Origin of the sequence: Actinoplanes sp. NBC_00393 (assembly GCF_036053395.1) — a bacterium.
Classification (GTDB): domain Bacteria; phylum Actinomycetota; class Actinomycetes; order Mycobacteriales; family Micromonosporaceae; genus Actinoplanes.
In genome coordinates this window covers 3534152-3556904 of record NZ_CP107942.1, presented here as the reverse complement: position 1 = coordinate 3556904, position 22753 = coordinate 3534152, and the positions used below count along the sequence as shown (strand labels likewise).

Below are 22753 nucleotides of genomic sequence, written 5' to 3'. Positions count from 1 at the left end.
TACCCGTCACCGCCGCCTGATGGCGGCGGTGACGGTCGCCGGGTTCGTCGGGGCCGCCTACCTGTTCACCGACAGCCGCAGCCCCGCCGCGACACCAGCGCCATCGCCGGCCATCTTCCACAGCGACGGGCTCTCCGACACCTACGACGGCTTCCGCGCCGAGCCCCTCGCGCTGCCCACCGGCCGCGGTCCGGGCACGGTGTCGCTGCGCATCACCGGCCCGGACGGGCCGGCCACCGACTTCCAGCAGATCCACACCAAACCCGTGCACCTGTACGTGCTCCGCGACGACCTGTCCGGCTACCAGCACCTGCACCCGGAGGTCGTCGACGGCGCCTGGACCGCCCCGGTGACCATCGCCGACGGCGGCGCCTACCGGGTGTACGTCGAGTTCGTCCCGCACGGCCGCCCAGCCGGCGCCGACCCCACCGTGCTCGGCCTGCCGTTCGTCATCGCCGGCGACACCAGCATGATCCCGGTCCCCGCCCCGCAGGCCGAGGCACGCTCCGGCCCGTACACCGTGCGCCGCCTCGACGGCACCGCCGACCTGACCTCCGGCACACAGACCGCCCTGCAGTTCCAGGTGCTACGCGACGGTCGACCCGCGACGCTGGAACCCTACCTGGGCGCATACGCCCACCTGTCCAACTTCGAGGTCCGCACCCAGGGCCTCAAACACCTGCACCCGCTGCCGGCCAACCCCACCGGCGACCCACCGGCCGACGGCGTCCTCGCCTTCCACGCCGCCTTCGCCGAACGCGGCGACAAACGCCTGTTCCTGCAGTTCCAAGCCGGCGGCGCCGTACACCAGGTCGCCTTCACCGTCTTCACCACCTGAGCCTCATGGTGATCGTCCGACCAGCGACCTTGGCTGATTCCCAAGCGCTTGCTGTCGTGCAGACCCGCACCTCGCAACAGGTGTACCGCGGCGTGATGCCCGCGGCGTACCTGGACCGGCTCGATACGTCCCGGCGCCGGCAGGTCTGGCAGCAGCTGCTCGAATCCGAGCGGCACCCGGCGGGAACCCTCGTGCTGGACGACGCGGCTGACGGTGTCGTCGGGTTCGTCAACGTCGCACCGAGCAGCGATGCGGACACCGACCCCGGCGTTGTCGGTGAAGTCCGCGCCGTCTACGTCCTGCCGCAGCACTGGGGCCGCGGAGCCGGCCGGCTGCTGATGGACGCCGGCCTGCGCCGGCTCGCCGACGCCGGCTACCGGCAGGTGATCCTGTGGGTGCTGGAAGCCAACCACCGTGCCCGGCGCTTCTACGAGGCCGCCGGTTGGCGCACCGACGGGGCGTCGAAGACCGACGACGCCCGCGGCGTGCCCCTGACCGCGATCCGATACCGGCGCTCCCTCGATGGAGGGAGCGGGCTACCCGCGGCGGGGGAGGCCCGGTAAGCGATCACTGCGGATCATGAGGTGGTGAATGCTGATCTGCCCGTGGCGCCGCAGTGGTTTCGGCTCACCGAACTGGACGAGCGCACCACCCTCATCGAAGAACCGCATGTCCGTCCCCTGCTGCGCGCCAACGCCTGGCACCTGCGCGGACGCGACCGCGACCTGCTCGTCGACTGCGGCCTGGGCGTCACCGCCCTGGCGCCCCTGCTGCGCAAACGCTTCGGCCGCGAACCCCTGCTGGTCGTCACCCACGCACACCTCGACCACATGGGATCGGCGCACGAGTTCCGTCAGGTCGGCGCCCACCCACTGGAGCGCGTCGGCGACCCCGTCCCGGGTTCCCTGCTCGGCCCGGTGCTGGCCGCCCAGATGGGCCTGGACGCACCGCTGCCACCGGTCCTGCTGACCGCCGTTCCGCACCACGGCTACGATCCCGGCGCCTATCGGGTCCGGCCCGCGGACGGCACCCACCCGCTGACCGACGGCGACCACGTGGATCTCGGGGAGCACACCCTGACGGTCCTGCACCTGCCCGGCCACAGCCCCGGCAGCATCGTGCTGTTCGACGAGCACGACGGCACGCTGTTCAGCGGCGACGTCATCTACGACGACGTGCTGCTGGACTCCCTGCCCGGCGGTGACCCGCAGCAGTACGCGCACTCCCTGCGGCGGCTCCGCAGCCTGCCGGTCCGGCTCACCCGCCCCGGACACGGATCCAGCTTCGGCCGGAACCGCCTGCACCACCTCATCGACGGCTACCTCGCCTGCGTCACTGGGTGACGCCCGCTGCTACGGTGCCTACTGTCGAACGGCACGGAGGCGGGAGCGACATGGAGTTCCAGTACTGGCAGCTCGCCGTGGTCGTCGCTCTTGTCGTCTTGGTGGTGTGGGGTCTTCGAGCAGCGCGGCGAACGACGTTGGCTGTCCTGGCCGCCACCTTGCTGATCATCAGCGGCTTTCTGCTGTACACCCTGGTGCTGAACGAGCCGTACCTGGAGCAGGACGCCAACAGCCGTCTGGACGCCGTGGCCCTGATCGGCATCCCCGCTCTGCTCGGGGCGGGTGCAGCAACGCTCGCGCTCCGGCACGCCGGGAGCCGCCGAGACTGATCAGTCGCCGACGGCGCCCCGCAGAAAAAAGTCTTGCGGAATGCTCACAATCGCCGAGGCCCGGCCGATGGGCAGAGCAGAGACCCTGGTCCGCATCCGGAAGGTTTGTCGATGAGCGGGAGCCCGCGACCGCCGCGGACGCAGATCACGGCAAGTCGTAATCCGATCGTCGGAAGGCTCGCCGACTTCTCCGTCGCCACGAAGATCTTCGTCTCGGTGCTGGTCGTCGCGGTCGCGGCGCTGGCCATCGGCGCGCTCGGCATCGTCCGGGTGAACAGCCTCAGCGACGACATCGAGGAGATGAAGGCCGAGCACGTCGACGCTCTGGTTCAGCTCAGCATTCTGAGAGGTGCTTCGAGCGACGCCTGGCAGAACACCTTCGGCTGGCAGGCGGTGCCGGCAGCGCAGAAGCCCACCTCCCGCGACATGGTGAAGACCGCGGAAGACGAATTCGTGACGGCGCTCGACGCCTACCGGACGCTGGCGGCGGGCTCTCCCGAACGGACGGCCGCGGCCCAGGAGGTCGACGACGCGTTCACCTACTTCCAGAACCTGCGTGACGTGGTGCTGTTCCGGGAGGCACCGGCGGCAGGTTTCGAGGTGCCCGCCGCCGATCAGATCTCCAGCGCCTGGACCGGCACCCAGGTCAAGCTCAAGGAGGCGATCGCCAAGCTGCAGCAGACCGAGGGCAACGAGTCCGACGAGATGGCGGCCGCAGCCGTCGACTCAGCCCGCAGCGCCCGTACCCAGATGCTGATCTTCATGGGTATCGGCCTGGTGCTTGCTGTCGGCCTGGCCGCGTTCGTGTGCCGGGTCATCGTCCGACAGCTCGGCAGTGTCTCGGTCTCGCTGGCCGCGGTCGCCGACGGTGACCTGACCGTCCCTGCCGAGGTGCAGGCCCGCGACGAGCTCGGCGGGATGGCCGTGGCGGTCAACACCGCCCGCGACAGCCTGCGCGACATGGTCGGTCACCTCACCACCAGCGCGCAGATCCTCGGGCAGAGCACGCACCGGCTGACCGGCGCCACCGATCGGATCGGCCAATCGGCGCAGGAGGCGTCGGTCCAGGCAGAGGCTGTCGCGGCGGCGGCCGGCACGGTGTCGACGAACGTGCAATCGGTGGCCGCCGGCAGCGAGGAGATGGGCGTTTCCATCCGGGAGATCGCCGAGAGCGCCAACGAAGCGGCCCGGGTCGCCTCCGAGGCGGTCACCGTGGCCGAGACCACCAATGCGACCGTCTCCAAACTCGGTGACTCCAGTGCGGAGATCGGCAACGTCATCAAGACGATCACCGCGATCGCCGAGCAGACCAATCTGCTCGCCCTCAACGCCACCATCGAGGCCGCCCGGGCCGGCGAACTGGGCAAGGGTTTCGCCGTGGTCGCCAGTGAGGTCAAGGACCTGGCCCAGGAGACCGCCCGCGCGACCGACGACATCTCCCGTCGTGTCGAAGCCATCCAGACCGACACCACCAACGCCGTCGCCGCGATCGGCGAGATCTCGCAGATCATCGCCCGGATCAACGACTACCAGGTCACCATCGCCTCGGCGGTCGAGGAGCAGACCGCGACCACCGGTGAGATGAGCCGCAGCGTCGGCGACGCGGCGCAGGGCAGCACCGAGATCGCCGGTACGATCACCGGCGTCGCCAGCGCCGCGCAGATCACCACGGAGTCACTCGGCGAGGCCACCACCACCGTGCAGGAACTGGCCGGCATCAGCGCCGAACTGCAACAGGTGGTCGGCCGGTTCAGGATCTGACGGCGGCGCGTCGCACGATCCACCGCTCACCTATGTCCAGCACTCGGCGGCGACGCGGCGGAAGTTGCCGCCGAGGATGGCGGCCACGGCATCGTCGGGATAGCCGCGGGCGCGCAGCGCACCTGCGATGGCGAACAGCCCTTCCGGCGGGGTGAAGTTGATCGGTCCCCAGCGGGTGAACCAGTCCGGGAACAGTTCCGGGTTGTCGCGGATCGCCGCGTTGGCGTCCTCGGCGTCGAAGGAGTAGTCGGTGGACAGGCCGACGTGTTCGGGTCCGACGAGGTCGACGGCGTAGTCGATGTGGCGGACGTAGGCCTCCAGGGACGCGTCGTTGGGGCCGAGGAAGATCCCGATACCGGTGATGCCGACGACCCCGCCGGTGGCGGCGCACGCCTTGGCCTGGTCGTCGGTGATGTTGCGCGGGTGTTCCCACAGGGCCCGCATGCAGGAGTGGCTGTAGATCATCGGTTTGGTGCTGAGGTCGCTGATGTCGAGCGCGGTCCGGGCCCCGCAGTGCGAGCCGTCGGCCACCATGCCGACGTCGTTCATCTCGCGGATCAGCGCCCTGCCGTAGCGGGTGAGTCCTTCGTCGGTCTCGTCGAGGCAGCCGCCGCCGGCCGCGTTGCGGTTGTTGTAGGTCGGCAGCATCGTGCGTACGCCCAGGTCGTAGAACTCGCGCACCCGATCCAGCCGGCCGTCGAGCGGCCCGGAGTCCTCCAGGTCGAAAGCGACCGCGACGCGGCCGGTGTCGCGGGCGGTGTCGAGGTCGCCGATGTCGTGGGTCAGCACGAAGCGGTCGTCGGCGGCGATGCGGGGCCGCCAGTGCGCCAGCAGCGCGATCACCTCGTCATAGCCGTGCGGGGCGTAGCCGACGTTGACGGAGACGTAGCTGCCGGCCGGCTGTTGGTAGCGGGCGAGTTCGCCCAGGTCGGCCTGCCGCGACAGCGGCAGGCAACAATGCTGTTCCCACAGGAAGGACATGCGGACTCCGGGTGTCAGGCGATCTGCTGCCACCAGGATTCGATCTCCGGTGGGGCGTCCACGTCAACTCGCTCGCCGGGCCGGGGGATGGCCAGTTGGGCGCCGCGGGCCTTGGCCTCCAGCCAGGTGCGTTCGGCCGGCTCCGACCAGCGGTGCGGGGCCAGGTCGAAGGTGGCCCAGTGCACCGGGATCAGCAGCCCGCCGCGGACGTCGAGGTGGGTGGCCACGCCGTCTTCGGGGACCATGTGGATGTCCGCCCAGTCGTCGCCGTACGCCCCGACCTGCACCAGGGTGACGTCGAACGGGCCGTGCTGCGCGCCGATCTCGGCGAAGCCGGGGAAGTATCCGGTGTCGCCGGAGTAGAAGGCTTTCCGGGTCGGGCCCTTGATCACCCAGCTGGCCCACAGTGTCTCGTCGCGGGTGAGCCCGCGGCCGGAGAAGTGCCGGGCCGGGGTGGCGACCAGTTCCAGGCCGCCGACGTGGGTGCTCTCGTTCCAGTCGAGTTCGGCGATGCGGTCCTGCGGCACACCCCAGCGTTCCAGGTGCGCGCCGACGCCGAGCGGCACCACGAAGGTGGCGGCGTGCAGGCGGGCCAGGGTCTGGATGGTCGTCATGTCGAGGTGGTCGTAGTGGTCGTGAGAGATCACCACGGCGTCGATCGGCGGCAACTCGTGCAGCACGACCGGCGGCTCGTGCAGCCGGCGCGGGCCCGCCAGCTGGGAGGGGGAGCAGCGCGCGCTCCACACCGGGTCGAGCAGCACCCGGTGTCCCTCGATGTCGATCATCGCGGTCGAGTGGCCGTACCAGGTGACGTGCAGGCCCTGCGCGTCCGTGCTCGGCGTGCGCACGACGGGTATGGCCTGGTGCGGGCGGCGCGCCGCGCCGCCGGTGAGTGTGGCGACGGCGACCCGCGGGATTGCGGACAGGGAGAGGCCGGTGGCGGTGGGCACGGTGTTGCGGAACCGGCCGGCGGTGAACTGCGGTGAGGCCTCGACGCGGGCGAGGCGTGCCCCGCTCGCCTTGCCGCCGATCTGGGCTGCGATGCTCATGCCACCGATGTAAGCACCGATAACAATGTAGTCAACGCCCACAATGTGTTCGTCGACTACATCACGCTAGGGTGGGGTCATGAAGACCCGCCCTTACCATCACGGTGACCTGCGGTCCGTGCTGCTGACCCTGGCCGAGGTCACCCTGCGCGACCGCGGGGCCGGCGAGCTGTCGCTGCGCGAGCTGGCCCGCGAGGCCGGGGTCAGCCCGGCCGCGCCGAGCCGCCACTTCAAGAGCAAGCAGACGCTGCTCGACGCGCTCGCCATGGAGGGCTTCCACCGTCTCAGCGGCGCGATGACCGGGGCGCTGGAGCAGACCGGCGACTCGTTCGCTGACCGGCTCGCCGCGCTGGTGCGCACCTACCTGGGCTTCGCCGGCGCCAACGCGGCCCTGCTCGAGCTGATGTTCGCGCGCAAGCATGATCCCACTGCCTCCGCCGAGCTGATCGCTTCGATGCAGGGGCTGGCGTCGATGGTCACCAAGCTGATCGAAGACGGTCAGCGCCGAGGCGAGGTCCGGGCGGGCGAGGTGGAGCTGCTCGCCGTGCCGCTGATCGCCGTCCTGCAGGGTTTGACGACACTGGCGCTCAACGGCGGGGTCAAGGCCGAACTGGTCGAGCAGGGCATCGAGGAGACGATCGCCTTCCTCCTGCGCGGTTACGCCTGCTGAGCGCGGACCGCCTGGTCCCGGCCGGGGCCTCCACGGACCTATCGGTCCGGGCTCACCCGCCGGCTGCGACGCGTCCGGAGTCGGCGGCGACTCGCTTGACGTACCGGTGGCAGGGCACGTTGATGGTGCCGCCCGGACGCTGCGCCGCGTAGTCGAAGGCGCCGTCGTCGGTCCAGCCGCGGCGCTCGTAGAAGCGCCGCGCCCGGGTGTTGCCGGCGACCACGGCAAGCCACGCCGTCTGGTGGCCGGCGGCGGCGATCTGCTGTTCCGCCGCGGTGAGCAGGGCGTCGGCAATGCCGCTGCCGCGGCTCGCCGCGTCGACGAAGACCTGTTCGACCTCGTCGCCCGCGATGGTCACGAAGCCCGCAATCGCCCCGTCCGCCGAGGCCACCGTGGTGCGCGCGGTCATCGCGGCGGCCCGGCTGCGAAAATCCTGCGGCGTACGGATCGCGACGAGCTCGTCGGTCACATGGCCGAGATGGCCGTCGCGCCATGCCGACTCCCAGATCGTCGCGACCGTGGTGGCGTCCTCGTCGCGGGCGGGCCGCAGGGTCACCGGCATGCGGCCACCGTACCGGAGATCGCGTTCGGGGTCGTCGCTTCGGCTTCCTGTGGGCCACGGCGCCGGCGGGCACATCGAGAGTTGTCCTGACCCGGCGGCGCAGCCCGGCTCCGGCACCCGGCGGAGCAGTTGAGCGCCCAGCCGGTGAGCGGATTGTCTTGCAGGCGTCGCTGATAGGCGGCCCAGGTCGAGTCGAAGCCTAGCCGGCTCGGGTCCTCGTTGCCGAACGCGGCCCGGTTCATCGTGCGGTTCCCTCGCTCGGGCAGGTCCGCGGGCGGTGGGGCGGGCTCCGCGGGCGGCTCACCGAGCGGTGGTTTCGCGTACCAATGTGGTCTCGTCCGGGCGGGCTCGACAGGGTGACCGCGCGTCCGGAATGCGGGGCGACGTACGCAGCCGGGCCGGGGTAGGCCCGGGGCCCGTTCAGGGCCGGTGGGTGGCGTTCGGGGTGGGCCGGTTGCCGAGATCATGGTGGGATAGGTTCATGGGCATGACGGACGACACCCTGAGGTCCGTGACGGTGCAGCGCACCAGCCTCGGCCAGTACGAGGTACGCAACGCCCGCGGCGGCACGATGACCATCGGCGTCGGGGACGGCGCCGACTTCACCCCGGTGGAGTTGCTGCTCGCCGCGCTCGGTGGCTGCACGGGAGCAGACGTCGACCACATCGTCAGCAAACGCGCGGAGCCGGACAGTTTCTCCGTCCACGTCACCGCCGACAAGATCCGGGACGAGAGCGGCGGTAACCGGCTGGTCAACCTGGCCGTGCAGCTGCACGTCACGTTCCCGGAGGGTGCGGGCGGCGACGCGGCCCGTCAGATGCTGCCCCGCGCGGCACGGATGTCGCACGACCGGCTCTGCACCGTCTCGCGGACGGTGGAACTCGGCACCGCGGTCGACACCCGCACCGAGCCGCCGCCCGCCGGTTAGCGACCGGCCGGCAGTCGATCTCTGGCCGCGCGCCCGAGTTCCTGGCGGGCGATGGTGCGCCGGTGGACCGCATCCGGGCCGTCGACGATGCGCAGCACCCGCGCCCAGGCGTAGAAGTAGGCCAGCGGCGTGTCGTCGCTGACCCCGGCGCCGCCGAAGACCTCGATCGCGCGGTCGATGACGCGGGTGGCGACGGCCGGGGCGGCCACCTTGATCGCGGCGATCTCGGTGCGGGCGCCGCGGGCGCCGTGGGTGTCGATGAGCCAGGCGGTCTTCTGGACGAGCAGCCGCACCTGGTCGATCTCGATGCGCGAGTCGGCGATCAGCTGCTGGACGACGCCCTGCTCGGCGAGGGTGACCCCGAACGCGGTGCGGCTGCGGGCCCGTTCGACCAGCAGGGCCAGGGCCCGCTCGGCCATCCCGATCGCGCGCATCGCGTGGTGGATCCGGCCCGGTCCCAGGCGCGCCTGGCCGAGGGCGAAACCGGCGCCTTCCTCACCGAGCAGGTTCGCGGCGGGTACCCGTACATCGCTGAAATTGATCTCGCAGTGCCCGTGCTGATCCTGGTAACCGAAGATCGGCAGGTCGCGGACCATCTCCACGCCGGGGGTGTCGCGCGGCACGATGATCATGGACTGTTGCCGGTGCGCCGGCGCGGCCGGGTCGGTCTTGCCCATCACGATGAAGACCCGGCAGCGCTCGTCGGCGACCCCGGTGATCCACCACTTACGGCCGTTGATCACGTAGTCGGCGCCGTCACGCACGATCGACGTCTCGATGTTGGTGGCGTCCGAGGACGCGACCTGCGGTTCGGTCATCGCGTACGCCGAACGCAGCTCCCCGGCCAGCAACGGCTCCAGCCAGCGCTGCTTCTGCTCCGGTGTGCCGAACAGGTGCAGCAACTCCATGTTGCCGGTGTCCGGCGCCTGGCAGTTGATCGCCTCCGGCGCGATCACCGGGGACCAGCCGGTGACCTCGGCGACCGGCGCGTACTCCAGGTTGCTCAGCCCGGACACCGCCGGCAGGAACAGGTTCCACAGGCCACGATGGCGGGCCTCGCGTTTCAGATCCTCCAGGACCGGCGGGGTCGCGTGCTCGCCGAGTTCGGCGAGTTGCGCCTTCCACACCGGCTCGGCGGGCAGCACCCGTTCGTGCATGAACCGCCACATCGCGTCGACCATGTCGGTGGAGAGCCGGCTCGGGGCGAAGTCCACGTCAGTCCCTTCCGAGAAGATCGAGACCGGCCTCGGCGATCCGCGCCGCCTCGCCGGTGAGATCGCCGAAGTCCTGCCCGGCCATCGCGCCCGACCGGACCCGCACGTTGATGTCCTCGGTGATCACCGCGAATTTCAGGTGCGCGAACGCCAGATAGACCCGCAGGTGGGTGAGATCCGCGCCGGTCGCCTCGGCATACCAGGCGGTGATCTCCGAGCGCCGGGGAAAGCCGAGGGTACGGGTGATCGCCGGGGCGAGCCGCCACGGCTGCTCGCCGGGTTCGCGCCAGTAGAACAGCAGCAGCCCGAGGTCGGCGAGCGGGTCACCGAGGGTGGACATCTCCCAGTCGAGGACCGCGTTGATCGTGGCGGTGGCCGGGTCGAGCACGCAGTTGTCCAGCCGGAAGTCGCCGTGCACCAGCGCGGTCGCGGTGTGCTCCGGCACCGCGGCGGCGAGGGCGGACGCGAGTTCGTCGACGGCCAGCACGCCGTCCTGGCCGACCGCCTCCCATTGCCGGCACCAGCGCCGGATCTGCCGGGCGAGGAATCCTTCCGCACGACCGAAATCGGCCAGCCCGGCCTTCTCCACGTCGACGGTGTGGATCGCGGCGAGGGTGTCGACCAGGTTGCGGGCGAGCGCGCGCAGGTCGGCCGGGAAGCCGGGCGGCAGCGCGTCGCGCACCACCACGCCGGGCACCGCCGACATGACGTAGCTGGGCACGCCGAGCAGGTCGCCGCCGGCATCAGCGAGCAGAATGTCGGGCACGGGTACGGGCGATTCCGTCAGCGCTTTCTGTACGCGAATCTCGCGTCCCATGTCGTGCGCGGTGGGCCGCAGCTCCCCGTCGGGCGGGCGGCGCAGGATGACCTCACCGGCGGCGGACCGCAGCCGGTAGGTCAGATTCGACTTGCCGCCGGCGATGAGCGACGCCTCGACGTCGAGCCAGGCGTCATCGCCGAGGGCGGCCGCGAGCGCCGGACCGAGTGCGGCCTTCACCTCGACTCCAGCACGTCACGCGCGATGATCAGCTTCATGATCTCGGTGGTGCCGCCGTAGATGGTGGTGACCCGGGTGTCGGCGTAGGCGCGGGCGATCGGGTACTCCAGCATGTAGCCGTACCCGCCGTGCAGCTGCAGGCACCGGTCCACGACCCGTTTGTGCATCTCGGTGGCCCACCACTTGGCCTTGGCCGCGTCGACCGCGGACAGCTCGCCGGCGTTGAACCGCAGCACCGCGTCGTCCACGTACGCCTGCGTCACCTCCAGCTCGGTGACCATCTCGGCGACCGCGAACTGGGTGTTCTGGAACTCGGCGAGCTGCTTGCCGAACGCCTTGCGGTCCCGGACGTAGTCGATCGTCCAGGCCAGCGCGGCCCGGGTGCCGGCGCACGCGGTGACGGCGATGTTGAGCCGTTCCAGCGGCAGGTGCGACATCAGCGCGTGCAGCCCCCGGCCCTGCTCGCCGAGCAGCGCGCTGGTGTGCACCCGCACGTCGTCGAAGTTCAGCTCGGCGGTGTCCTGCGCCTTGAGGCCGAGTTTGCGCAGCTTACGACCGCGGGTGAAACCGGCGGTGCCGCTCTCGACGACGAACAGGCTGAACGCGCCGTCGCCGGTGCGCGCGACCACGACGACCAGGTCCGCGTGGATCCCGTTGGTGATGAACGTCTTCGACCCGTTGATCACCCAGTCGTCGCCGTCGCGGACCGCCGTGGTGCGGATGCCCTTCAGGTCCGAGCCGGTGCCGGGCTCGGTCATCGCGATCGCCCCGATGTGCTCGCCGGTGGCCAGCTTGGGCAGCCACTGTTTGCGCTGCTCACCGGCGGCCAGGTCGATGAAGTAGGGCAGTACCACGTCGGTCTGCGCGGCGAATCCGGCAGCGAGGGAGTTGGCGCCGACCTTCGCCGTCTCCTCGATCATCGCGACCCGGAAGCGGTAGTCGTCGACGCCGCCGCCACCGAACTCCTCGGGCACGGGCAGGCCCAGGTAGCCGAGTTCGCCGGCGGTCCGCCAGACGTCGCGGGGGATGCCGGCGGCCTCCTCCCAGTCGTCGACGTGCGCGGCGACCTCGCGGGCGACGAACTCCTTCACGCTGTCGCGGAAGGCCTCGTGCTCGTCGTCGAAGAGGGAGCGCCGGGCGTACAGGTCGGTCATTTCGGGGATCCCTCTCGTCTACTTAGCGAGCGCTAACTAGAATTCGGGTGTTCCGATCGGAAAGTCAAGAGGGGTGCGCATGGATGTGCTGAACAGCTTCCGGCTCGACGGCAAGATTGCGCTGGTCACCGGGGCCAGCTCGGGGCTCGGTGCGGGATTTGCGCGTACTCTCGCCGCCGCCGGCGCCGACCTGGCGCTCGTCGCGCGCCGCGCCGACCGGCTCGCGGACCTCGCTGACAAGCTGCGGGCCGCAGGCACGCGCGTGCTCACCCACAGCGCGGACGTCAGCGACCCGCAGCAGTGCCAGGCGGCCGTCGCCGCGACCGTGACCGAATTCGGCCGCCTCGACGTGCTGATCAACAACGCCGGGATCGGGCACGCCGTGCCGGCCTCGCGGGAGACTCCGACCGCTTTCGAGGCGGTGCTCAAGGTGAATCTGGCCGGGCCGTTCTGGATGGCGCAGGCCTGCGCCCCGCACATGCCGCCCAGCTCGTCGATCGTCAACGTGGCCAGCGTGCTCGCGCACATCGCGCCGCCGTTCCCGCAGGCGGCGTACGCGGCGAGCAAAGCCGGCGTGCTCGGCCTGACCCGCGATCTCGCCCAGGAGTGGTCGGCGCGCAAGGGCATCCGGGTCAACGCGCTGTGCCCCGGCTACTTCGCCAGCGAGATGACCGCGAATGCTGACGAGCAGCTGCGGGCGATGGTCGCGCGCAACAGCATGCTCGGCCGGTTCGGGGAGCAGGCGGAGCTGGACGGCGCGCTGCTGTTTTTGGCCTCGCCGGCCTCGTCGTACGTGACCGGCACGAGCCTGATCGTCGACGGAGGTATGGCCGCGCTGTGAGGGCCTGGACTCGTTATCCCGCTCTGGAGCTGCCGCCGATCCTCGCGGTGTCGCTGGACCAGATCGTGCAGCACGGGTACGACGCCACGAGCGTCCGCAAGATCGCCGGCGAGGTGGGGGTGACCGTTCCGGCGCTCTACTACCACTTCGAGAACAAGCAGGCGATCCTGATGGCGCTGCTCGACCATGCCATGCAGATCGTGTCGGACCACGTCGACGCGGCTCTGGAGGAGGCCGGTTCCGATCCGGTGGCCCGGCTCAGCGGCGCCGTGGAGGCGATCGTGCTCTACATGGCGCACCACCGTGACCTGGCGTTCCTCGACTCCGAGCGCCGGTCGCTGACCCCGTCGAACCTGGCCCGTTACGTGCAGCACCGGGACCGGATCGAGGGCCTGCTGCGCGACACGATCTCGGCCGGTTGCCGATCCGGTGTCTTCGGAACCGACAATCCGACGGCGTGTGGCCGGGCGATCCTGGCGATGTGTCAGGGGGTGGCCGGGTGGTTCCAGCCCAGCGGTCCCCAGACGGCCGAGGAGGCGGCGGCGGATTACGTGCGGATAGCTCTGGCGGCCGTGCAGTCAGCGTAGACCGTTATTGTCGACGGCATGACGGTAACCAGCTCGCGAGCCGACCGGACCCGCTCGTTGATCCTCGACGCCGCGGTCACCTGCCTGCTGCGCGACGGGTACGCCCGGACCAGCACCATCTCCATCCAGGCCGAGGCGGGCATGTCGCGCGGCCGGATGCTGCACCAGTTCCCGTCGAAAGAGGAGCTGCTGGTCGCGGCCGCGCACCACATCTTCGCCGCCCAGCTGGAGCAGCCGGTGCCCGGCCCGCTGCAGGACCGCATCACTGAGGCCAGCGGGCCGGGGGAGCGGATCGCCGTGGTGGTGGACGTGCTCTGGGCGACCTATCAGGAGCCGAGCTTCTGGGCGGCGACCGAACTGTGGGTCGCCGCACGCACCGAGCCGGCCCTGGCGGCGGCGATCCGCCCGGCCGAGAAGCGCCTGGGCCGGGCCATCTGGCAGCGCATGGATCATCTGTTCGGCCCCGACCTGGCGGGGCGGCCGCTGTACCTGCCGATCCGGCCGGTGCTGTTCACCAGCATGCGGGGCACGGCGCTCAGCTACGCCTTCGACGCCCGGGACCCGGCCTCCGAGCCGCTGCTGGAGCACTGGAAGGAGATCGCCCGGCACGCGCTGCTCGGACCCTGAAACAGACAGGGTTGACTGTTTCTGGTTCGCGGGGTGAGACTCGGGGCGTCCAGACTTCGAAGGGGAACTCTGTGAGACTGACCCAGCACGACGTCGCCTTCGTCACCGGCGGCGCCTCCGGCCTCGGCCTCGCCACCGTGCGGGCCCTCGCCGCCACCGGCGCCCAGGTCGTGATCGTCGACCTGCCCTCCTCCGATGGCAAAGCCCTCTCCGGCGGCGGCATCCACTTCAGCCCCGGCGACGTCACCAGCGAGGAGTCGGTGAGCGCCGCGGTCGAGCTGGCCGCCGGCCTCGGGCAGCTGCGGGTGGTGGTGAACTGCGCGGGCATCGGCACCCCGGCCAAGGTGCTGGGCAAGAACGGCCCGTTCCCCTACGACCTGTTCCGCCGCACCGTCGAGGTCAACCTGTTCGGCACCTTCAACGTGATCCGCCTGGCCGCCGGGCACATCGCGAAGGCTGCGGAGCAGGACGGCGAGCGTGGCGTCATCGTCAACACCGCCTCGGTCGCCGCGTTCGAGGGACAGATCGGCCAGGCTGCATACTCCGCGTCCAAGGGCGGCATCGTCGGCATGACCCTGCCGATCGCCCGCGAGCTCGCCTCCTCGCTGATCCGGGTCGTCACCATCGCGCCCGGCCTGTTCGAAACCCCGCTGCTGGCCGGCCTGCCCGAGGACGCCAAGGCTTCGCTCGGCGCGCAGGTCCCGCACCCGGCCCGGCTCGGACAGCCCGACGAGTTCGCCGACCTGGTGTCGAGCATCGTGCGCAACCCGATGCTCAACGGCGAGACGATCCGGCTCGACGGCGCGATCCGGATGGCACCGCGATGAGGACCCGATTCACCGAAGCCTTCGGCATCCGCCACCCCATCGTGCAGGGCGGCATGCAGTGGGTCGGCCGCGCCGAACTCGCCGCCGCCGTCTCCGAGGCCGGCGGCCTCGGCCTGATCACCGCGCTGACCCAGCCCACCCCGGCGGCCCTGGCGCAGGAGATCGAACGCGCCCGCCGGCTCACCGACCAGCCGTTCGGCGTGAACCTCACCATCCTGCCGACGATCACACCGCCGCCCTACGACGAGTACCGGCGCGTCATCGTGGACTCCGGCATCACCATCGTGGAGACCGCCGGGTCCAATCCCGAGCCGCACATGGAGATGTTCAAGGCCAACGGCATCAAGATCATTCACAAGTGTACGAGCGTCCGGCACGCCCTCAAAGCCGAAGCGGTCGGCGTCGACGCGGTCAGCATCGACGGCTTCGAGTGCGCCGGGCACCCCGGAGAGGATGACATCCCCGGGCTGGTACTCATCCCCGCCGCCACCGCCCGGCTGCGCATCCCGGTGCTCGCCTCCGGCGGTTTCGCCGACGCCCGCGGCCTGGTCGCCGCCCTGGCCCTCGGCGCGGACGGCATCAACATGGGCAGCCGGTTCATGTGCACCGTCGAGTCCCCGATCCACGACAAGGTCAAGCAGGCCATCGTCGACGGCGACGAACGCGGCACCCAGCTGATCTTCAGGCAGCTGCGCAACACCGCCCGGGTGGCGGGCAACGAGGTCAGCCGCGAGGTCGTGGACATCCTCGCCGGCGGCGGCACGTTCCCGGACATCGCATCCCTGGTCGCCGGCGCCCGCGGCCGCAAGGTCTTCGAGGAGGGCGACCTGGACGCCGGCATCTGGACCGTCGGCATGGTGCAGGGCCTGATCCACGACGTCCCGACCTGCGCCGAGCTGATCGACCGGATCGTCGCCGAGGCGACCGAGATCATCGCGCACCGGCTTGCGGCGGTGGCGGCATGACGCTTGTTCACCGCGACGGGCCGGTCCTGCGGATCACCTTCAACCGGCCGCAGGTGCTCAACGCGGTCACCTCGACCGTCCTCGACGACCTGACCGACCTGCTCACCGAGACCGGCGAGGACCCGGAGGTACGCGTCGTCGTGCTCGCCGGCGCCGGCCGTGCCTTCAGCTCCGGCGCCGACCTCACCACCCCGAGTGACCGGCCGCCCGCCGCGACCCTGCACGCCGCCAACCGGGTGATCCGCGCCCTGGGCGCGATCCCGCAGCCGGTCGTCGCCGCCGTGCACGGCCCGGCCGCCGGGGTGGGCTGCTCCATCGCCCTGGCCGCCGACCTGGTGCTGGCCTCGTCGAACGCGTTCTTCCAGCTCGCCTTCGTCAACGTCGGCCTGATGCCCGACGGCGGCGCGACCCTGCTGGTCCCGGCGAACATCGGCCGGGCCCGGGCGATGTCGCTGGCCATGCTCGGCGAACGCCTCCCGGCGACCACCGCCGCCGAATGGGGCCTGATCCACCGCGTGGTTGACGCCGACGCGTTGCCGGACGCCGTCGACGAACTCGCCACCCGGCTGTCGCGGGCCGCACCGCTGGCCGTCACCGCAGCCAAACGCGCCGTCAACGCTGCGACGCTCGGCGCGCTGGAGGACAGCCTGAAAAGGGAGACCGAAGGACAAACAGCGCTGCTCGGCAGCGAGGACTTCCAGACCGCGCTGACCGCCTTCCGGGACAAGCAGACGCCCTCCTTCAGCGGCCGCTGACCACCGACTTCGCCCGTCGAACCCGATGACCGATACTTCAGAGGTGACCTCTCCAAAACCGCAGGACGGCCCGGCCGAGACCCCTGCGCGCGCTCCGCGCAAGCTACTGAACAACAGCTGGGTGCTCACCGTGGCCGCCTGCTGCTTCGCCACCTACTACCTGGTCAGCGGCGCGCTGATCCTGCGGGACAAGCACGGCAACGGGTGGTTCGCCCTGATCATGACCGGGATCGTGGCGGTCGTCGGAGTGATCTCGGTGCTGCTGTTCAAGCAGTTCCAGGCAGAACGGGCGGCCCGCAAGTAACGCTTCGTCAGGTGGCGGCGAGCGTCGCGGCGCCGAACGAGACGGAGAAGCGGTCGCACCAGATGCTGACGCTTTGGAAATCGGCGGGATCCACGCCGGCCGGGATCGGATACACCTGGTCGCCGTGGTTGCCCTTGAGCCGGCCCAACTCCTCGTACGTGCCGTCGTCGAAGACCTTCCAGCCGGCGGTGCCGGTGCGCACCGCCTGGTCGGTCAGCCAGACCCGCAGGTCGGGGCCGTCGCTGGTGTCCAGGCCGACCAGTTCCAACTGGTGACTGCCGTCGGCGTTGCGCACGACCCGGGCGCTGCCGCTGGTGTCGTGCTCGTGGGTGACGAACGAGCCGTGCGCCAGCACGGCAGCAGCCGGCGCCGCCGGCGCGTCCGATGCCGCCGGGCTCGGCGGCGTGACGACGGTCAGCGAGTCGGCGACGGTCGTGTCGGTGAACAGGCGCCATGGCTGGAACCAGTAGAGCGCCCCGGCGCCGCCGAGGCCGAGCAGCGCCACGACGATCCAGGTGGCCGGTTTGGTGTGCAGTCTGCGGTTCACGGTTCCCAGTGAACCGGCAGCCGGGCAGGCGTGACAGGCAGCCGGTGCTTACGAACTCCTTACGCTCGCTGTCCCCGATCGTGCGACTGTGACCACACCACCTGCGCGTTCCCATATCGTGGAAAGGAGGCTCGCTGAACGGCCTGGGAGGACGGTCATGGCGGCAGGAACCGAGAGTGATCCCTGGCTGTTGCGGACGCCGCCAGGGTCGTCGGAGTACACGATGTTCCGCGACGAGACGGCTGATCCGCCCATTCTCGTCTGCCAGGTCGGCAAGACGAAGCTGACCTACCAGGCGCGGGCGGTCGAGGACCTGCACGGCTGGCTCCGCGAGCAGGGTGACTGGGTGCCGCTCGGCGCCGCCGACGAGAACAAGCCCGCCGCCGACGGCACGGTCGAGGCCTGGGGCCGCTCACCGGACAACCCGGTCGGCGGCTGGTACGGGCTGCGCAAGGGCTACCGGGGCCGGTTCGGGATGTACCTGCCGCCGCTGCTCGAGGAACTGGGCCTGGCCGAGCTGACCCACGAGGCCCGCAACAATCGCATGCGCGCCGTCTGAGGCTGCCTACGACTCGAGGATCTTCTTGAGGCGGGCCAGGTCCTTGTCGTTGGCGCGGCGCATCGCCGCCGCCATCACCGGCGCAGCGATCCGGCCGAACCCGGCCGGCTCGCCGCGGTTGCGCAGCGTCATGCGGGTCCGGCCGGGGTCGACCGGCTGCCAGGTGTAGGCGGTCTCCATCGGGAACGGGCCCTGGGCGGTACGCATGACCAGGCGCTCGCCAGGCACGAGCGCGACGACCTCGTACGTGTAGGCCAGCCGGCGACCCAGGAACCGGGCCACGAAGTCCATCGCCGAGCCGACCTGCACCGGCGGGTCGGTGCGCCACTCGACCGAGTCGATGTTGGCGTACCAAGCGGTCGCATTGGTGGGATCACCGGCGTAGGCGGCGACCACCGCGCACGGGCGGTCGATCACGATCGTGGTCTGGACGTCGACAGCCACGCCCGGAATGCTACGCCGGGGCGGCCGCCGCTTTCAGCGATCCGCGGCAAGGTCGCTCAGAGTTCGGCGAGCAGTTTCTCGACGCGGACGCGGATGTCGTCGCGGACGGCGCGGACCACGTCGATGCCCTGACCGGCCGGGTCGGTGAGCTGCCAATCCTCGTACCGTTTGCCGGGGAAGACCGGGCAGGTGTCGCCGCAGCCCATGGTGACGATGACGTCACTGGTCTGCGCGGTGGCGTACTCCAGCTTCTTGGGTTGCTCAGCCGTGATGTCGATGCCGACCTCGGCCATCGCCTGGACCGCGACCGGGTTGATCTTCTCGGCGGGTGCGGAGCCGGCGGAGCGGGCCTCGACGCGATCGCCGGCGAGGTGGCGCAGCCAGCCCGCGGCCATCTGGGAGCGGCCGGCGTTGTGGACGCACACGAACAGGACGCTGGGTGTGGTGCTCATGGTGGGTGCTCCGTTGGTCAGGTGATGGTGGGGCTGCGGCGTTCGATCAGGACGACGTCGCGCCAGGTGCCGTGGTGTCTGCCGACGCGTTCGCGGGTGCCGACGGTGCGGAAGCCGCAGGCGGTGTGCAGGGCCAGGCTGGCGGTGTTCTCCGGGAAGACGCCCGACTGGATGGTCCAGACACCGGCCTGCTCGGTGGAGTCGATCAGGGCGTGGAGCAGGGCTTTCCCGACGCCGCGACCTTGTGCGCCGGGATGGACGTAGACGGAGTGCTCGACCACGCCGGCGTAGACGCACCGGTCGGAGACGGCACTGCACGCGACCCAGCCGAGCACCCGGCCGTCGGTGTCGAGCGCGACGAACCGGTGATCGGCCAGCCGGGTGGCGGTGAACCGGTCCCAGGTGGGCGGCTCGGTTTCGAAGGTGGCGTGGCCGGTGGCGATGCCGAGCCGGTAGATGTCGAGGACCTGGGCGCCGTGCTCGTCGGTCATCGCCGTGATCATCGTGCTGCCGTCCTCTGCGACTCGTGCGGGACGACGAGTTCGGCGGGTGACCGGCCGGTCGGGTACCACCAGGCGACAGCCGCGACGGCGAGCAGGCCGCCGATGATCTGGGCCGCGACGAAGCCGGGCACCGAGCCCGGGGCGATGCCGGCGAACGTGTCGCTGAAGGCCCGGCCGATCGTGACGGCGGGGTTGGCGAAGCTGGTCGACGACGTCCACCAGTAGGCGGCGCCGATGTAGGCGCCGACCGCTGCCGGCGCAGTCGCGGCCCGGCCGGAGCGGGCCAGGGCCGCGATCAGCAGGACCAGGCCGGCGGTCGCGACGACCTCGGACAGCCAGAGACTCCCGCCCGGCCGGCTGGTCTGCGACCAGGTGACGGCAGGCAGGTCGAACATCGTATTGGCCAGGACCGCCCCGCAGATGGCGCCGAAGGTCTGGGCGAGCGCGTAGCCGGCGACATCGCGCCCGGCAAGCCCGGTCCCGGTGCGGCGGCCGAGCCACCAGTCGACCGCCGAGACGACCGGGTTGAAGTGCGCACCGGAGACCGGGCCGAACATCAGGATCAGCGCACCCAGCGCGAACGCCGTGACGATCGCGTTCTCCAGCAACTGCAGGCCGGCATCGTGCGGCGACAACCGCGACGCGGCGATGCCGGAGCCGATCACCGCCGCGACCAGCAGGCCGGCGCCGGCGAACTCGGCGCTCAACCGGCGTGCCAGGCTCACCCCTGGGCCCCGGCGGTCATCGCCGAGGTGTCCAGCAGCTGCGACAGCGCGGCCAGCGCCGACGGGACGACCCGGTAGTAGACCCAGGTGCCGCGCCGCTCGGAGGTGACCAGGCCGGCATCGCGCAGCACCTTCAGGTGATGCGAGATGGTCGGCGCCGACTGGGTGAACGCGTCGGTCAACTCGCAGACGCACACCTCGTCACCGGCGCGGGCCGCGATCATCGACAGCAGGCGCAGCCGGGCCGGATCACCCAGCGCCTTGAACCCCTTGGCCAGACCGGCAGCGTCCGTCTCGCTCAGCGGCTCGGCGACCATCGGCGCGCAGCAGCCCGGCTCGGTCAGCAACGGCAGTTCTTGATTCGGCACCCGTCTAGTTTGACAGTCGTCGAATTCGGGGGCAAGCTGAGGGCTGATTCGACGGACATCGAAATCATAGAGGAGCATCGTCATGACCGAGCCTGTGACCATCACCAGCACCCAGCCCTGCTGCGGCACCGCTGCGGCCGCCGAGCAGGCCGGCGCCTGCTGCGACCCGGTCGCCAAGACCGAGGCCGTCGCGGCCGGCGCGAGCTGCTGCGGTACCGCGACCGACACCGACGGCGCCGCCATCCGCGAGCAGGTCCGCGCCCGCTACGCCGACGCCGCCACCCGGGCGGCCGAGGGCAGCCAGTGCGGCAACGAGCAGCTGTACGCCGACGACCAGCGTGGCGAAGTCCCCGAGGCGGCCCTGCGGGCCAGTCTGGGTTGCGGCAACCCGTTGCGGGTGGCCGACCTCAACCCCGGCGAGACGGTCCTCGACCTCGGCTCGGGTGGCGGCATCGACGTGCTGCTGTCCGCCCGCCGGGTCGGCCCGACCGGGTTCGCGCACGGCCTGGACATGACCGACGAGATGCTGGAACTGGCCCGCCGCAACGCCGCCGAGGCCGGCGCCACCAACGTCGCCTTCCACAAGGGCCACATCGAGCAGATCCCGCTCCCGGACGCATCCGTCGACGTCGTCATCTCCAACTGCGTGATCAACCTGTCGGCCGACAAGCCGTCGGTGTTCGCCGAGATGCACCGGGTGCTGCGGCCCGGCGGCCGGATCGGCATCTCCGACGTCGTCGCCGAGGACCACCTCACGCCGCAGCAGCGCGGTGTGGTCGGCGACTGGTCCGCCTGCATCGCCGGCGCCCTGTCCCGCGCCGAGTACGTCGACGGCCTGACCGCTGCCGGCTTCACCGAGGTCAGCGTCGAGTTCACCGGCGCGTACGCCGAGGGCATGCACGCCGCGATCATCCGGGCCGGCCGCTCGTGACCGCCGTGGCCAGATCAGGTGGCAGGCCGGCCGAACCAGCGGGCGAGGTGGCCGTCCAGGTCCTGCTGGTCGTCGCCGATCCAGGCGACGTGGCCGTCGGGGCGTAGCAGGACGCCCGGAGCATCCAGGGCCGCGGTGGGGTCGGCGAGGTGGTCGACCCGGTCCGCCCAGCCACCGGTGGTCAGGCGTTCGGTGCGGTCCAGCAGCAGGCCGCGGCCGCGATGCAGCAGCCCGTAGAGGTTGCCGTGCTTCACCTCGACGTCGGGCAGGCGGCGGCCGAGCAGGTCGGGGCCGTCGCCGAAGGCGTAGCGGATGCCGGTCGCGGTGATCTTCTCCAGCAGGTAGCGGTTCACCTCGTCGAAGTCCATCAGTTCGGAGAGCAGCCGGCGTACGGCCTGCGCGCCCGGCTCGGTGGACAACAGCTGCGTCTGGGCGCGCGTGTTGTCCAGGACGTCCGCGGCGACCGGATGACGTTCGGCGTGGTAGGTGTCCAGCAGTCTTTCCGGCGCCCAGCCGCGGACCTGTGCGGCCAGTTTCCAGCCCAGATTGACGGCGTCCTGAACGCCCAGGTTGAGGCCCTGCCCGCCGATCGGCGGATGGATGTGGGCGGCGTCGCCGGCCAGCAGCACCCGCCCGACCCGATAGCGGTCGGCGAGGCGGGTGGCGTCGCCGAACCGGGACAGCCAGCGCGGGGAGTGCACGCCGAAGTCGGTTCCGGCGACGGCGCGCAGCTGTTGCTGGAAGTCCTCGAGGGTGGGTGGTTGCGCGCGATCGCTGACACCCGCGACCGGGACGATGACGCTGAAGACGCCGACGCCGACGGGCCGGAGACTGAATCGTCTTTCGGTTTCGGCGAGTGCGGCGACCGTCGCGGCGATCTGTTCCGGCGCAACGCCTACTTCCATCTCACCCATCAGCGTCTCGTTGCGCGACGGTTCGCCGGGAAATCCGACGCCGAGCAGTTTGCGCACCGCACTGCGTGCGCCGTCACAGCCGACGAGATAGCGCGAGCGCAGCTGCTCGCCGTCGGCCAGTTCGACGGTCACGCCGTCGGCGTCCTGTTCGAAGCCGGTCACCGTGCACCCGCGCCGGACCTGCGCGCCCAGGGCGATCGCATGCTCTTCGAGCAGCTGGACGATGACCGGCTGCGGGATGCCGAGCAGGTAGGCGTACCCGGAATCGAGGTTTTGGGGTGCGGGTTTGTTGATGGCGGCGAAGAAACCGGCGGCCGGACGCCGGCGTCCGTGTTTTTGCATGCGGTCCAGCAGGCCGCGCATGGCCAGCAGTTCGATGCTGCGGATATGCAGGCCGACAATGCGGGCGAACGATGCGGGCTCGGTTTCGGTCTCGAGGACGAGGACGCGCACCTCGTGCAGCCGCAGCTCGGCGGCCAGCATCGCACCGGTCGGCCCGCAACCGGCAATGATCACGTCAAACATGAATGGTGTGGCCTTTCGGGAGTGCCGTGGTTGGCGGGCGCTCCCGGCGACAC

The 22753-nt window shown here is 70.8% G+C and carries 28 protein-coding genes and 1 pseudogene; 16 read left to right on the top strand and 13 right to left on the bottom strand.

Annotation, left to right across the window (positions count from 1 at the left end; genetic code table 11):
* Positions 1–19 precede the first annotated feature (19 nt).
* From OHA21_RS16850 to OHA21_RS16830, 5 genes are all read left to right on the top strand, one after another.
* On the top strand, positions 20–838 hold the full coding sequence (locus OHA21_RS16850) for a hypothetical protein (protein ID WP_328474978.1): 819 nt from the start codon (positions 20–22) through the stop codon (positions 836–838).
* Positions 839–843: 5 nt separating this feature from the next.
* Complete coding sequence (locus tag OHA21_RS16845) at positions 844–1401, top strand: GNAT family N-acetyltransferase (RefSeq protein ID WP_328474977.1); 558 nt, start codon at positions 844–846, stop codon at positions 1399–1401.
* Between the two features lie 24 nt (positions 1402–1425).
* Positions 1426–2181, top strand: coding sequence for an MBL fold metallo-hydrolase (locus OHA21_RS16840; protein ID WP_328474976.1), 756 nt, complete (start codon positions 1426–1428; stop codon positions 2179–2181).
* A 50-nt stretch (positions 2182–2231) separates the two neighbouring features.
* On the top strand, positions 2232–2510 hold the full coding sequence (locus tag OHA21_RS16835; protein ID WP_328474975.1) for a hypothetical protein: 279 nt from the start codon (positions 2232–2234) through the stop codon (positions 2508–2510).
* Between the two features lie 111 nt (positions 2511–2621).
* Positions 2622–4271, top strand: coding sequence for a methyl-accepting chemotaxis protein (locus OHA21_RS16830; RefSeq protein WP_328474974.1), 1650 nt, complete (start codon positions 2622–2624; stop codon positions 4269–4271).
* Positions 4272–4301: 30 nt separating this feature from the next.
* On the opposite strand, the gene OHA21_RS16825 is transcribed toward OHA21_RS16830, so the two are convergent.
* Positions 4302–5252 carry a dipeptidase gene (locus OHA21_RS16825; protein ID WP_328474973.1) on the bottom strand — a complete coding sequence of 317 codons (951 nt, stop codon included), beginning with the start codon at positions 5250–5252 and terminating at the stop codon, positions 4302–4304.
* 14 nt (positions 5253–5266) lie between these two features.
* Positions 5267–6301: an MBL fold metallo-hydrolase gene (locus OHA21_RS16820; RefSeq protein ID WP_328474972.1), complete on the bottom strand. Its 1035-nt coding sequence runs from the start codon at positions 6299–6301 to the stop codon at positions 5267–5269.
* 79 nt (positions 6302–6380) lie between these two features.
* Between OHA21_RS16820 and OHA21_RS16815 the strand changes: the two genes are divergently transcribed.
* The gene (locus OHA21_RS16815; protein ID WP_328474971.1) at positions 6381–6971 is read left to right on the top strand and encodes a TetR/AcrR family transcriptional regulator; all 591 of its coding nucleotides are present in this window, start codon (positions 6381–6383) and stop codon (positions 6969–6971) included.
* A 52-nt stretch (positions 6972–7023) separates the two neighbouring features.
* On the opposite strand, the gene OHA21_RS16810 is transcribed toward OHA21_RS16815, so the two are convergent.
* Entirely contained in the window at positions 7024–7533 is a 510-nt protein-coding gene (locus tag OHA21_RS16810; RefSeq protein ID WP_328474970.1) for a GNAT family N-acetyltransferase, read from the bottom strand.
* Positions 7534–8020: 487 nt separating this feature from the next.
* Here OHA21_RS16810 and OHA21_RS16805 point away from each other — a divergent pair, with 487 nt between their 5' ends.
* Positions 8021–8461 (top strand): OsmC family protein, encoded by a 441-nt coding sequence (locus tag OHA21_RS16805; RefSeq protein ID WP_328474969.1) that lies wholly within the window; start codon positions 8021–8023, stop codon positions 8459–8461.
* Here the strand turns inward: OHA21_RS16805 and OHA21_RS16800 are convergent.
* From OHA21_RS16800 to OHA21_RS16790, 3 genes are read right to left on the bottom strand one after another with little or no spacing between them, the layout of a single operon-like run.
* A complete protein-coding gene (locus OHA21_RS16800) occupies positions 8458–9675 on the bottom strand; it encodes an acyl-CoA dehydrogenase family protein (RefSeq protein ID WP_442875105.1) in 1218 nt (405 codons plus the stop codon). The genes OHA21_RS16805 and OHA21_RS16800 overlap by 4 nt on opposite strands.
* Position 9676: 1 nt before the next feature.
* Complete coding sequence (locus OHA21_RS16795; RefSeq protein WP_328474968.1) at positions 9677–10672, bottom strand: phosphotransferase family protein; 996 nt, start codon at positions 10670–10672, stop codon at positions 9677–9679.
* Positions 10669–11826: an acyl-CoA dehydrogenase family protein gene (locus OHA21_RS16790; RefSeq protein WP_328474967.1), complete on the bottom strand. Its 1158-nt coding sequence runs from the start codon at positions 11824–11826 to the stop codon at positions 10669–10671. Before OHA21_RS16790 ends, OHA21_RS16795 begins: the two co-directional genes overlap by 4 nt.
* A gap of 79 nt (positions 11827–11905) precedes the next feature.
* Between OHA21_RS16790 and OHA21_RS16785 the strand changes: the two genes are divergently transcribed.
* The 7 genes from OHA21_RS16785 to OHA21_RS16755 all read left to right on the top strand — a co-directional run bounded on the left by OHA21_RS16785 (position 11906) and on the right by OHA21_RS16755 (position 16732).
* Complete coding sequence (locus tag OHA21_RS16785; RefSeq protein WP_328474966.1) at positions 11906–12667, top strand: SDR family NAD(P)-dependent oxidoreductase; 762 nt, start codon at positions 11906–11908, stop codon at positions 12665–12667.
* Entirely contained in the window at positions 12664–13254 is a 591-nt protein-coding gene (locus OHA21_RS16780) for a TetR/AcrR family transcriptional regulator (RefSeq protein ID WP_328474965.1), read from the top strand. Before OHA21_RS16785 ends, OHA21_RS16780 begins: the two co-directional genes overlap by 4 nt.
* Before the next feature lie 18 nt (positions 13255–13272).
* Positions 13273–13881, top strand: coding sequence for a TetR/AcrR family transcriptional regulator (locus OHA21_RS16775; protein WP_328474964.1), 609 nt, complete (start codon positions 13273–13275; stop codon positions 13879–13881).
* 71 nt (positions 13882–13952) lie between these two features.
* Positions 13953–14708: a 3-hydroxyacyl-CoA dehydrogenase gene (locus OHA21_RS16770; RefSeq protein ID WP_328474963.1), complete on the top strand. Its 756-nt coding sequence runs from the start codon at positions 13953–13955 to the stop codon at positions 14706–14708.
* A complete protein-coding gene (locus tag OHA21_RS16765) occupies positions 14705–15673 on the top strand; it encodes an NAD(P)H-dependent flavin oxidoreductase (RefSeq protein WP_328474962.1) in 969 nt (322 codons plus the stop codon). The genes OHA21_RS16770 and OHA21_RS16765 overlap by 4 nt, the downstream gene beginning before the upstream one ends.
* Positions 15670–16428, top strand: coding sequence for an enoyl-CoA hydratase (locus tag OHA21_RS16760; protein WP_328474961.1), 759 nt, complete (start codon positions 15670–15672; stop codon positions 16426–16428). The genes OHA21_RS16765 and OHA21_RS16760 overlap by 4 nt, the downstream gene beginning before the upstream one ends.
* A 43-nt stretch (positions 16429–16471) precedes the next feature.
* Complete coding sequence (locus OHA21_RS16755) at positions 16472–16732, top strand: hypothetical protein (RefSeq protein ID WP_328474960.1); 261 nt, start codon at positions 16472–16474, stop codon at positions 16730–16732.
* Between the two features lie 7 nt (positions 16733–16739).
* Here OHA21_RS16755 and OHA21_RS16750 read toward each other — a convergent pair whose 3' ends face one another.
* Positions 16740–17279 carry a DM13 domain-containing protein gene (locus tag OHA21_RS16750; RefSeq protein ID WP_442875104.1) on the bottom strand — a complete coding sequence of 180 codons (540 nt, stop codon included), beginning with the start codon at positions 17277–17279 and terminating at the stop codon, positions 16740–16742.
* A 157-nt stretch (positions 17280–17436) separates the two neighbouring features.
* Between OHA21_RS16750 and OHA21_RS16745 the strand changes: the two genes are divergently transcribed.
* Positions 17437–17838 carry a DUF6855 family protein gene (locus tag OHA21_RS16745; RefSeq protein WP_328474959.1) on the top strand — a complete coding sequence of 134 codons (402 nt, stop codon included), beginning with the start codon at positions 17437–17439 and terminating at the stop codon, positions 17836–17838.
* Between the two features lie 6 nt (positions 17839–17844).
* On the opposite strand, the gene OHA21_RS16740 is transcribed toward OHA21_RS16745, so the two are convergent.
* The 5 genes and pseudogenes from OHA21_RS16740 to OHA21_RS16720 all read right to left on the bottom strand — a co-directional run bounded on the left by OHA21_RS16740 (position 17845) and on the right by OHA21_RS16720 (position 20330).
* The gene (locus OHA21_RS16740; protein ID WP_328474958.1) at positions 17845–18282 is read right to left on the bottom strand and encodes an SRPBCC family protein; all 438 of its coding nucleotides are present in this window, start codon (positions 18280–18282) and stop codon (positions 17845–17847) included.
* A 56-nt stretch (positions 18283–18338) separates the two neighbouring features.
* Positions 18339–18734, bottom strand: a complete 396-nt coding sequence (locus tag OHA21_RS16735) for an arsenate reductase ArsC (RefSeq protein WP_328474957.1) — start codon at positions 18732–18734, stop codon at positions 18339–18341.
* 17 nt (positions 18735–18751) lie between these two features.
* Entirely contained in the window at positions 18752–19225 is a 474-nt protein-coding gene (locus OHA21_RS16730) for a GNAT family N-acetyltransferase (protein WP_328474956.1), read from the bottom strand.
* Positions 19226–19245: 20 nt separating this feature from the next.
* Positions 19246–19962 (bottom strand): annotated as a pseudogene (locus OHA21_RS16725) (aquaporin); the annotation flags it as partial.
* Positions 19959–20330 (bottom strand): ArsR/SmtB family transcription factor, encoded by a 372-nt coding sequence (locus OHA21_RS16720; RefSeq protein WP_442875103.1) that lies wholly within the window; start codon positions 20328–20330, stop codon positions 19959–19961. The gene OHA21_RS16720 and the pseudogene OHA21_RS16725, both read right to left, overlap by 4 nt.
* An 82-nt stretch (positions 20331–20412) precedes the next feature.
* On the opposite strand from OHA21_RS16720, the gene arsM reads away from it, so the two are divergent.
* Positions 20413–21261 carry an arsenite methyltransferase gene (gene arsM / locus OHA21_RS16715; protein ID WP_328474955.1) on the top strand — a complete coding sequence of 283 codons (849 nt, stop codon included), beginning with the start codon at positions 20413–20415 and terminating at the stop codon, positions 21259–21261.
* A 14-nt stretch (positions 21262–21275) separates the two neighbouring features.
* Here arsM and rox read toward each other — a convergent pair whose 3' ends face one another.
* Positions 21276–22700: a rifampin monooxygenase gene (gene rox, locus OHA21_RS16710; RefSeq protein WP_328474954.1), complete on the bottom strand. Its 1425-nt coding sequence runs from the start codon at positions 22698–22700 to the stop codon at positions 21276–21278.
* Between the last annotated feature and the right edge of the window lie 53 nt (positions 22701–22753).

Coding starts and splice junctions, on each gene's coding strand:
- OHA21_RS16765 (WP_328474962.1), top strand. CDS start 14,705: ATGAGGACCCGATTCACCGAAGCCTTCGGCATCCGCCACCCCATCGTG.
- arsM (WP_328474955.1), top strand. CDS start 20,413: ATGACCGAGCCTGTGACCATCACCAGCACCCAGCCCTGCTGCGGCACC.
- OHA21_RS16735 (WP_328474957.1), bottom strand. CDS start 18,734: ATGAGCACCACACCCAGCGTCCTGTTCGTGTGCGTCCACAACGCCGGC.
- rox (WP_328474954.1), bottom strand. CDS start 22,700: ATGTTTGACGTGATCATTGCCGGTTGCGGGCCGACCGGTGCGATGCTG.
- OHA21_RS16850 (WP_328474978.1), top strand. CDS start 20: ATGGCGGCGGTGACGGTCGCCGGGTTCGTCGGGGCCGCCTACCTGTTC.
- OHA21_RS16760 (WP_328474961.1), top strand. CDS start 15,670: ATGACGCTTGTTCACCGCGACGGGCCGGTCCTGCGGATCACCTTCAAC.
- OHA21_RS16830 (WP_328474974.1), top strand. CDS start 2,622: ATGAGCGGGAGCCCGCGACCGCCGCGGACGCAGATCACGGCAAGTCGT.
- OHA21_RS16810 (WP_328474970.1), bottom strand. CDS start 7,533: ATGCCGGTGACCCTGCGGCCCGCCCGCGACGAGGACGCCACCACGGTC.
- OHA21_RS16745 (WP_328474959.1), top strand. CDS start 17,437: ATGGCGGCAGGAACCGAGAGTGATCCCTGGCTGTTGCGGACGCCGCCA.
- OHA21_RS16785 (WP_328474966.1), top strand. CDS start 11,906: ATGGATGTGCTGAACAGCTTCCGGCTCGACGGCAAGATTGCGCTGGTC.
- OHA21_RS16790 (WP_328474967.1), bottom strand. CDS start 11,826: ATGACCGACCTGTACGCCCGGCGCTCCCTCTTCGACGACGAGCACGAG.
- OHA21_RS16775 (WP_328474964.1), top strand. CDS start 13,273: ATGACGGTAACCAGCTCGCGAGCCGACCGGACCCGCTCGTTGATCCTC.
- OHA21_RS16825 (WP_328474973.1), bottom strand. CDS start 5,252: ATGTCCTTCCTGTGGGAACAGCATTGTTGCCTGCCGCTGTCGCGGCAG.
- OHA21_RS16815 (WP_328474971.1), top strand. CDS start 6,381: ATGAAGACCCGCCCTTACCATCACGGTGACCTGCGGTCCGTGCTGCTG.
- OHA21_RS16835 (WP_328474975.1), top strand. CDS start 2,232: ATGGAGTTCCAGTACTGGCAGCTCGCCGTGGTCGTCGCTCTTGTCGTC.
- OHA21_RS16845 (WP_328474977.1), top strand. CDS start 844: ATGGTGATCGTCCGACCAGCGACCTTGGCTGATTCCCAAGCGCTTGCT.
- OHA21_RS16730 (WP_328474956.1), bottom strand. CDS start 19,225: ATGACCGACGAGCACGGCGCCCAGGTCCTCGACATCTACCGGCTCGGC.
- OHA21_RS16805 (WP_328474969.1), top strand. CDS start 8,021: ATGACGGACGACACCCTGAGGTCCGTGACGGTGCAGCGCACCAGCCTC.
- OHA21_RS16820 (WP_328474972.1), bottom strand. CDS start 6,301: ATGAGCATCGCAGCCCAGATCGGCGGCAAGGCGAGCGGGGCACGCCTC.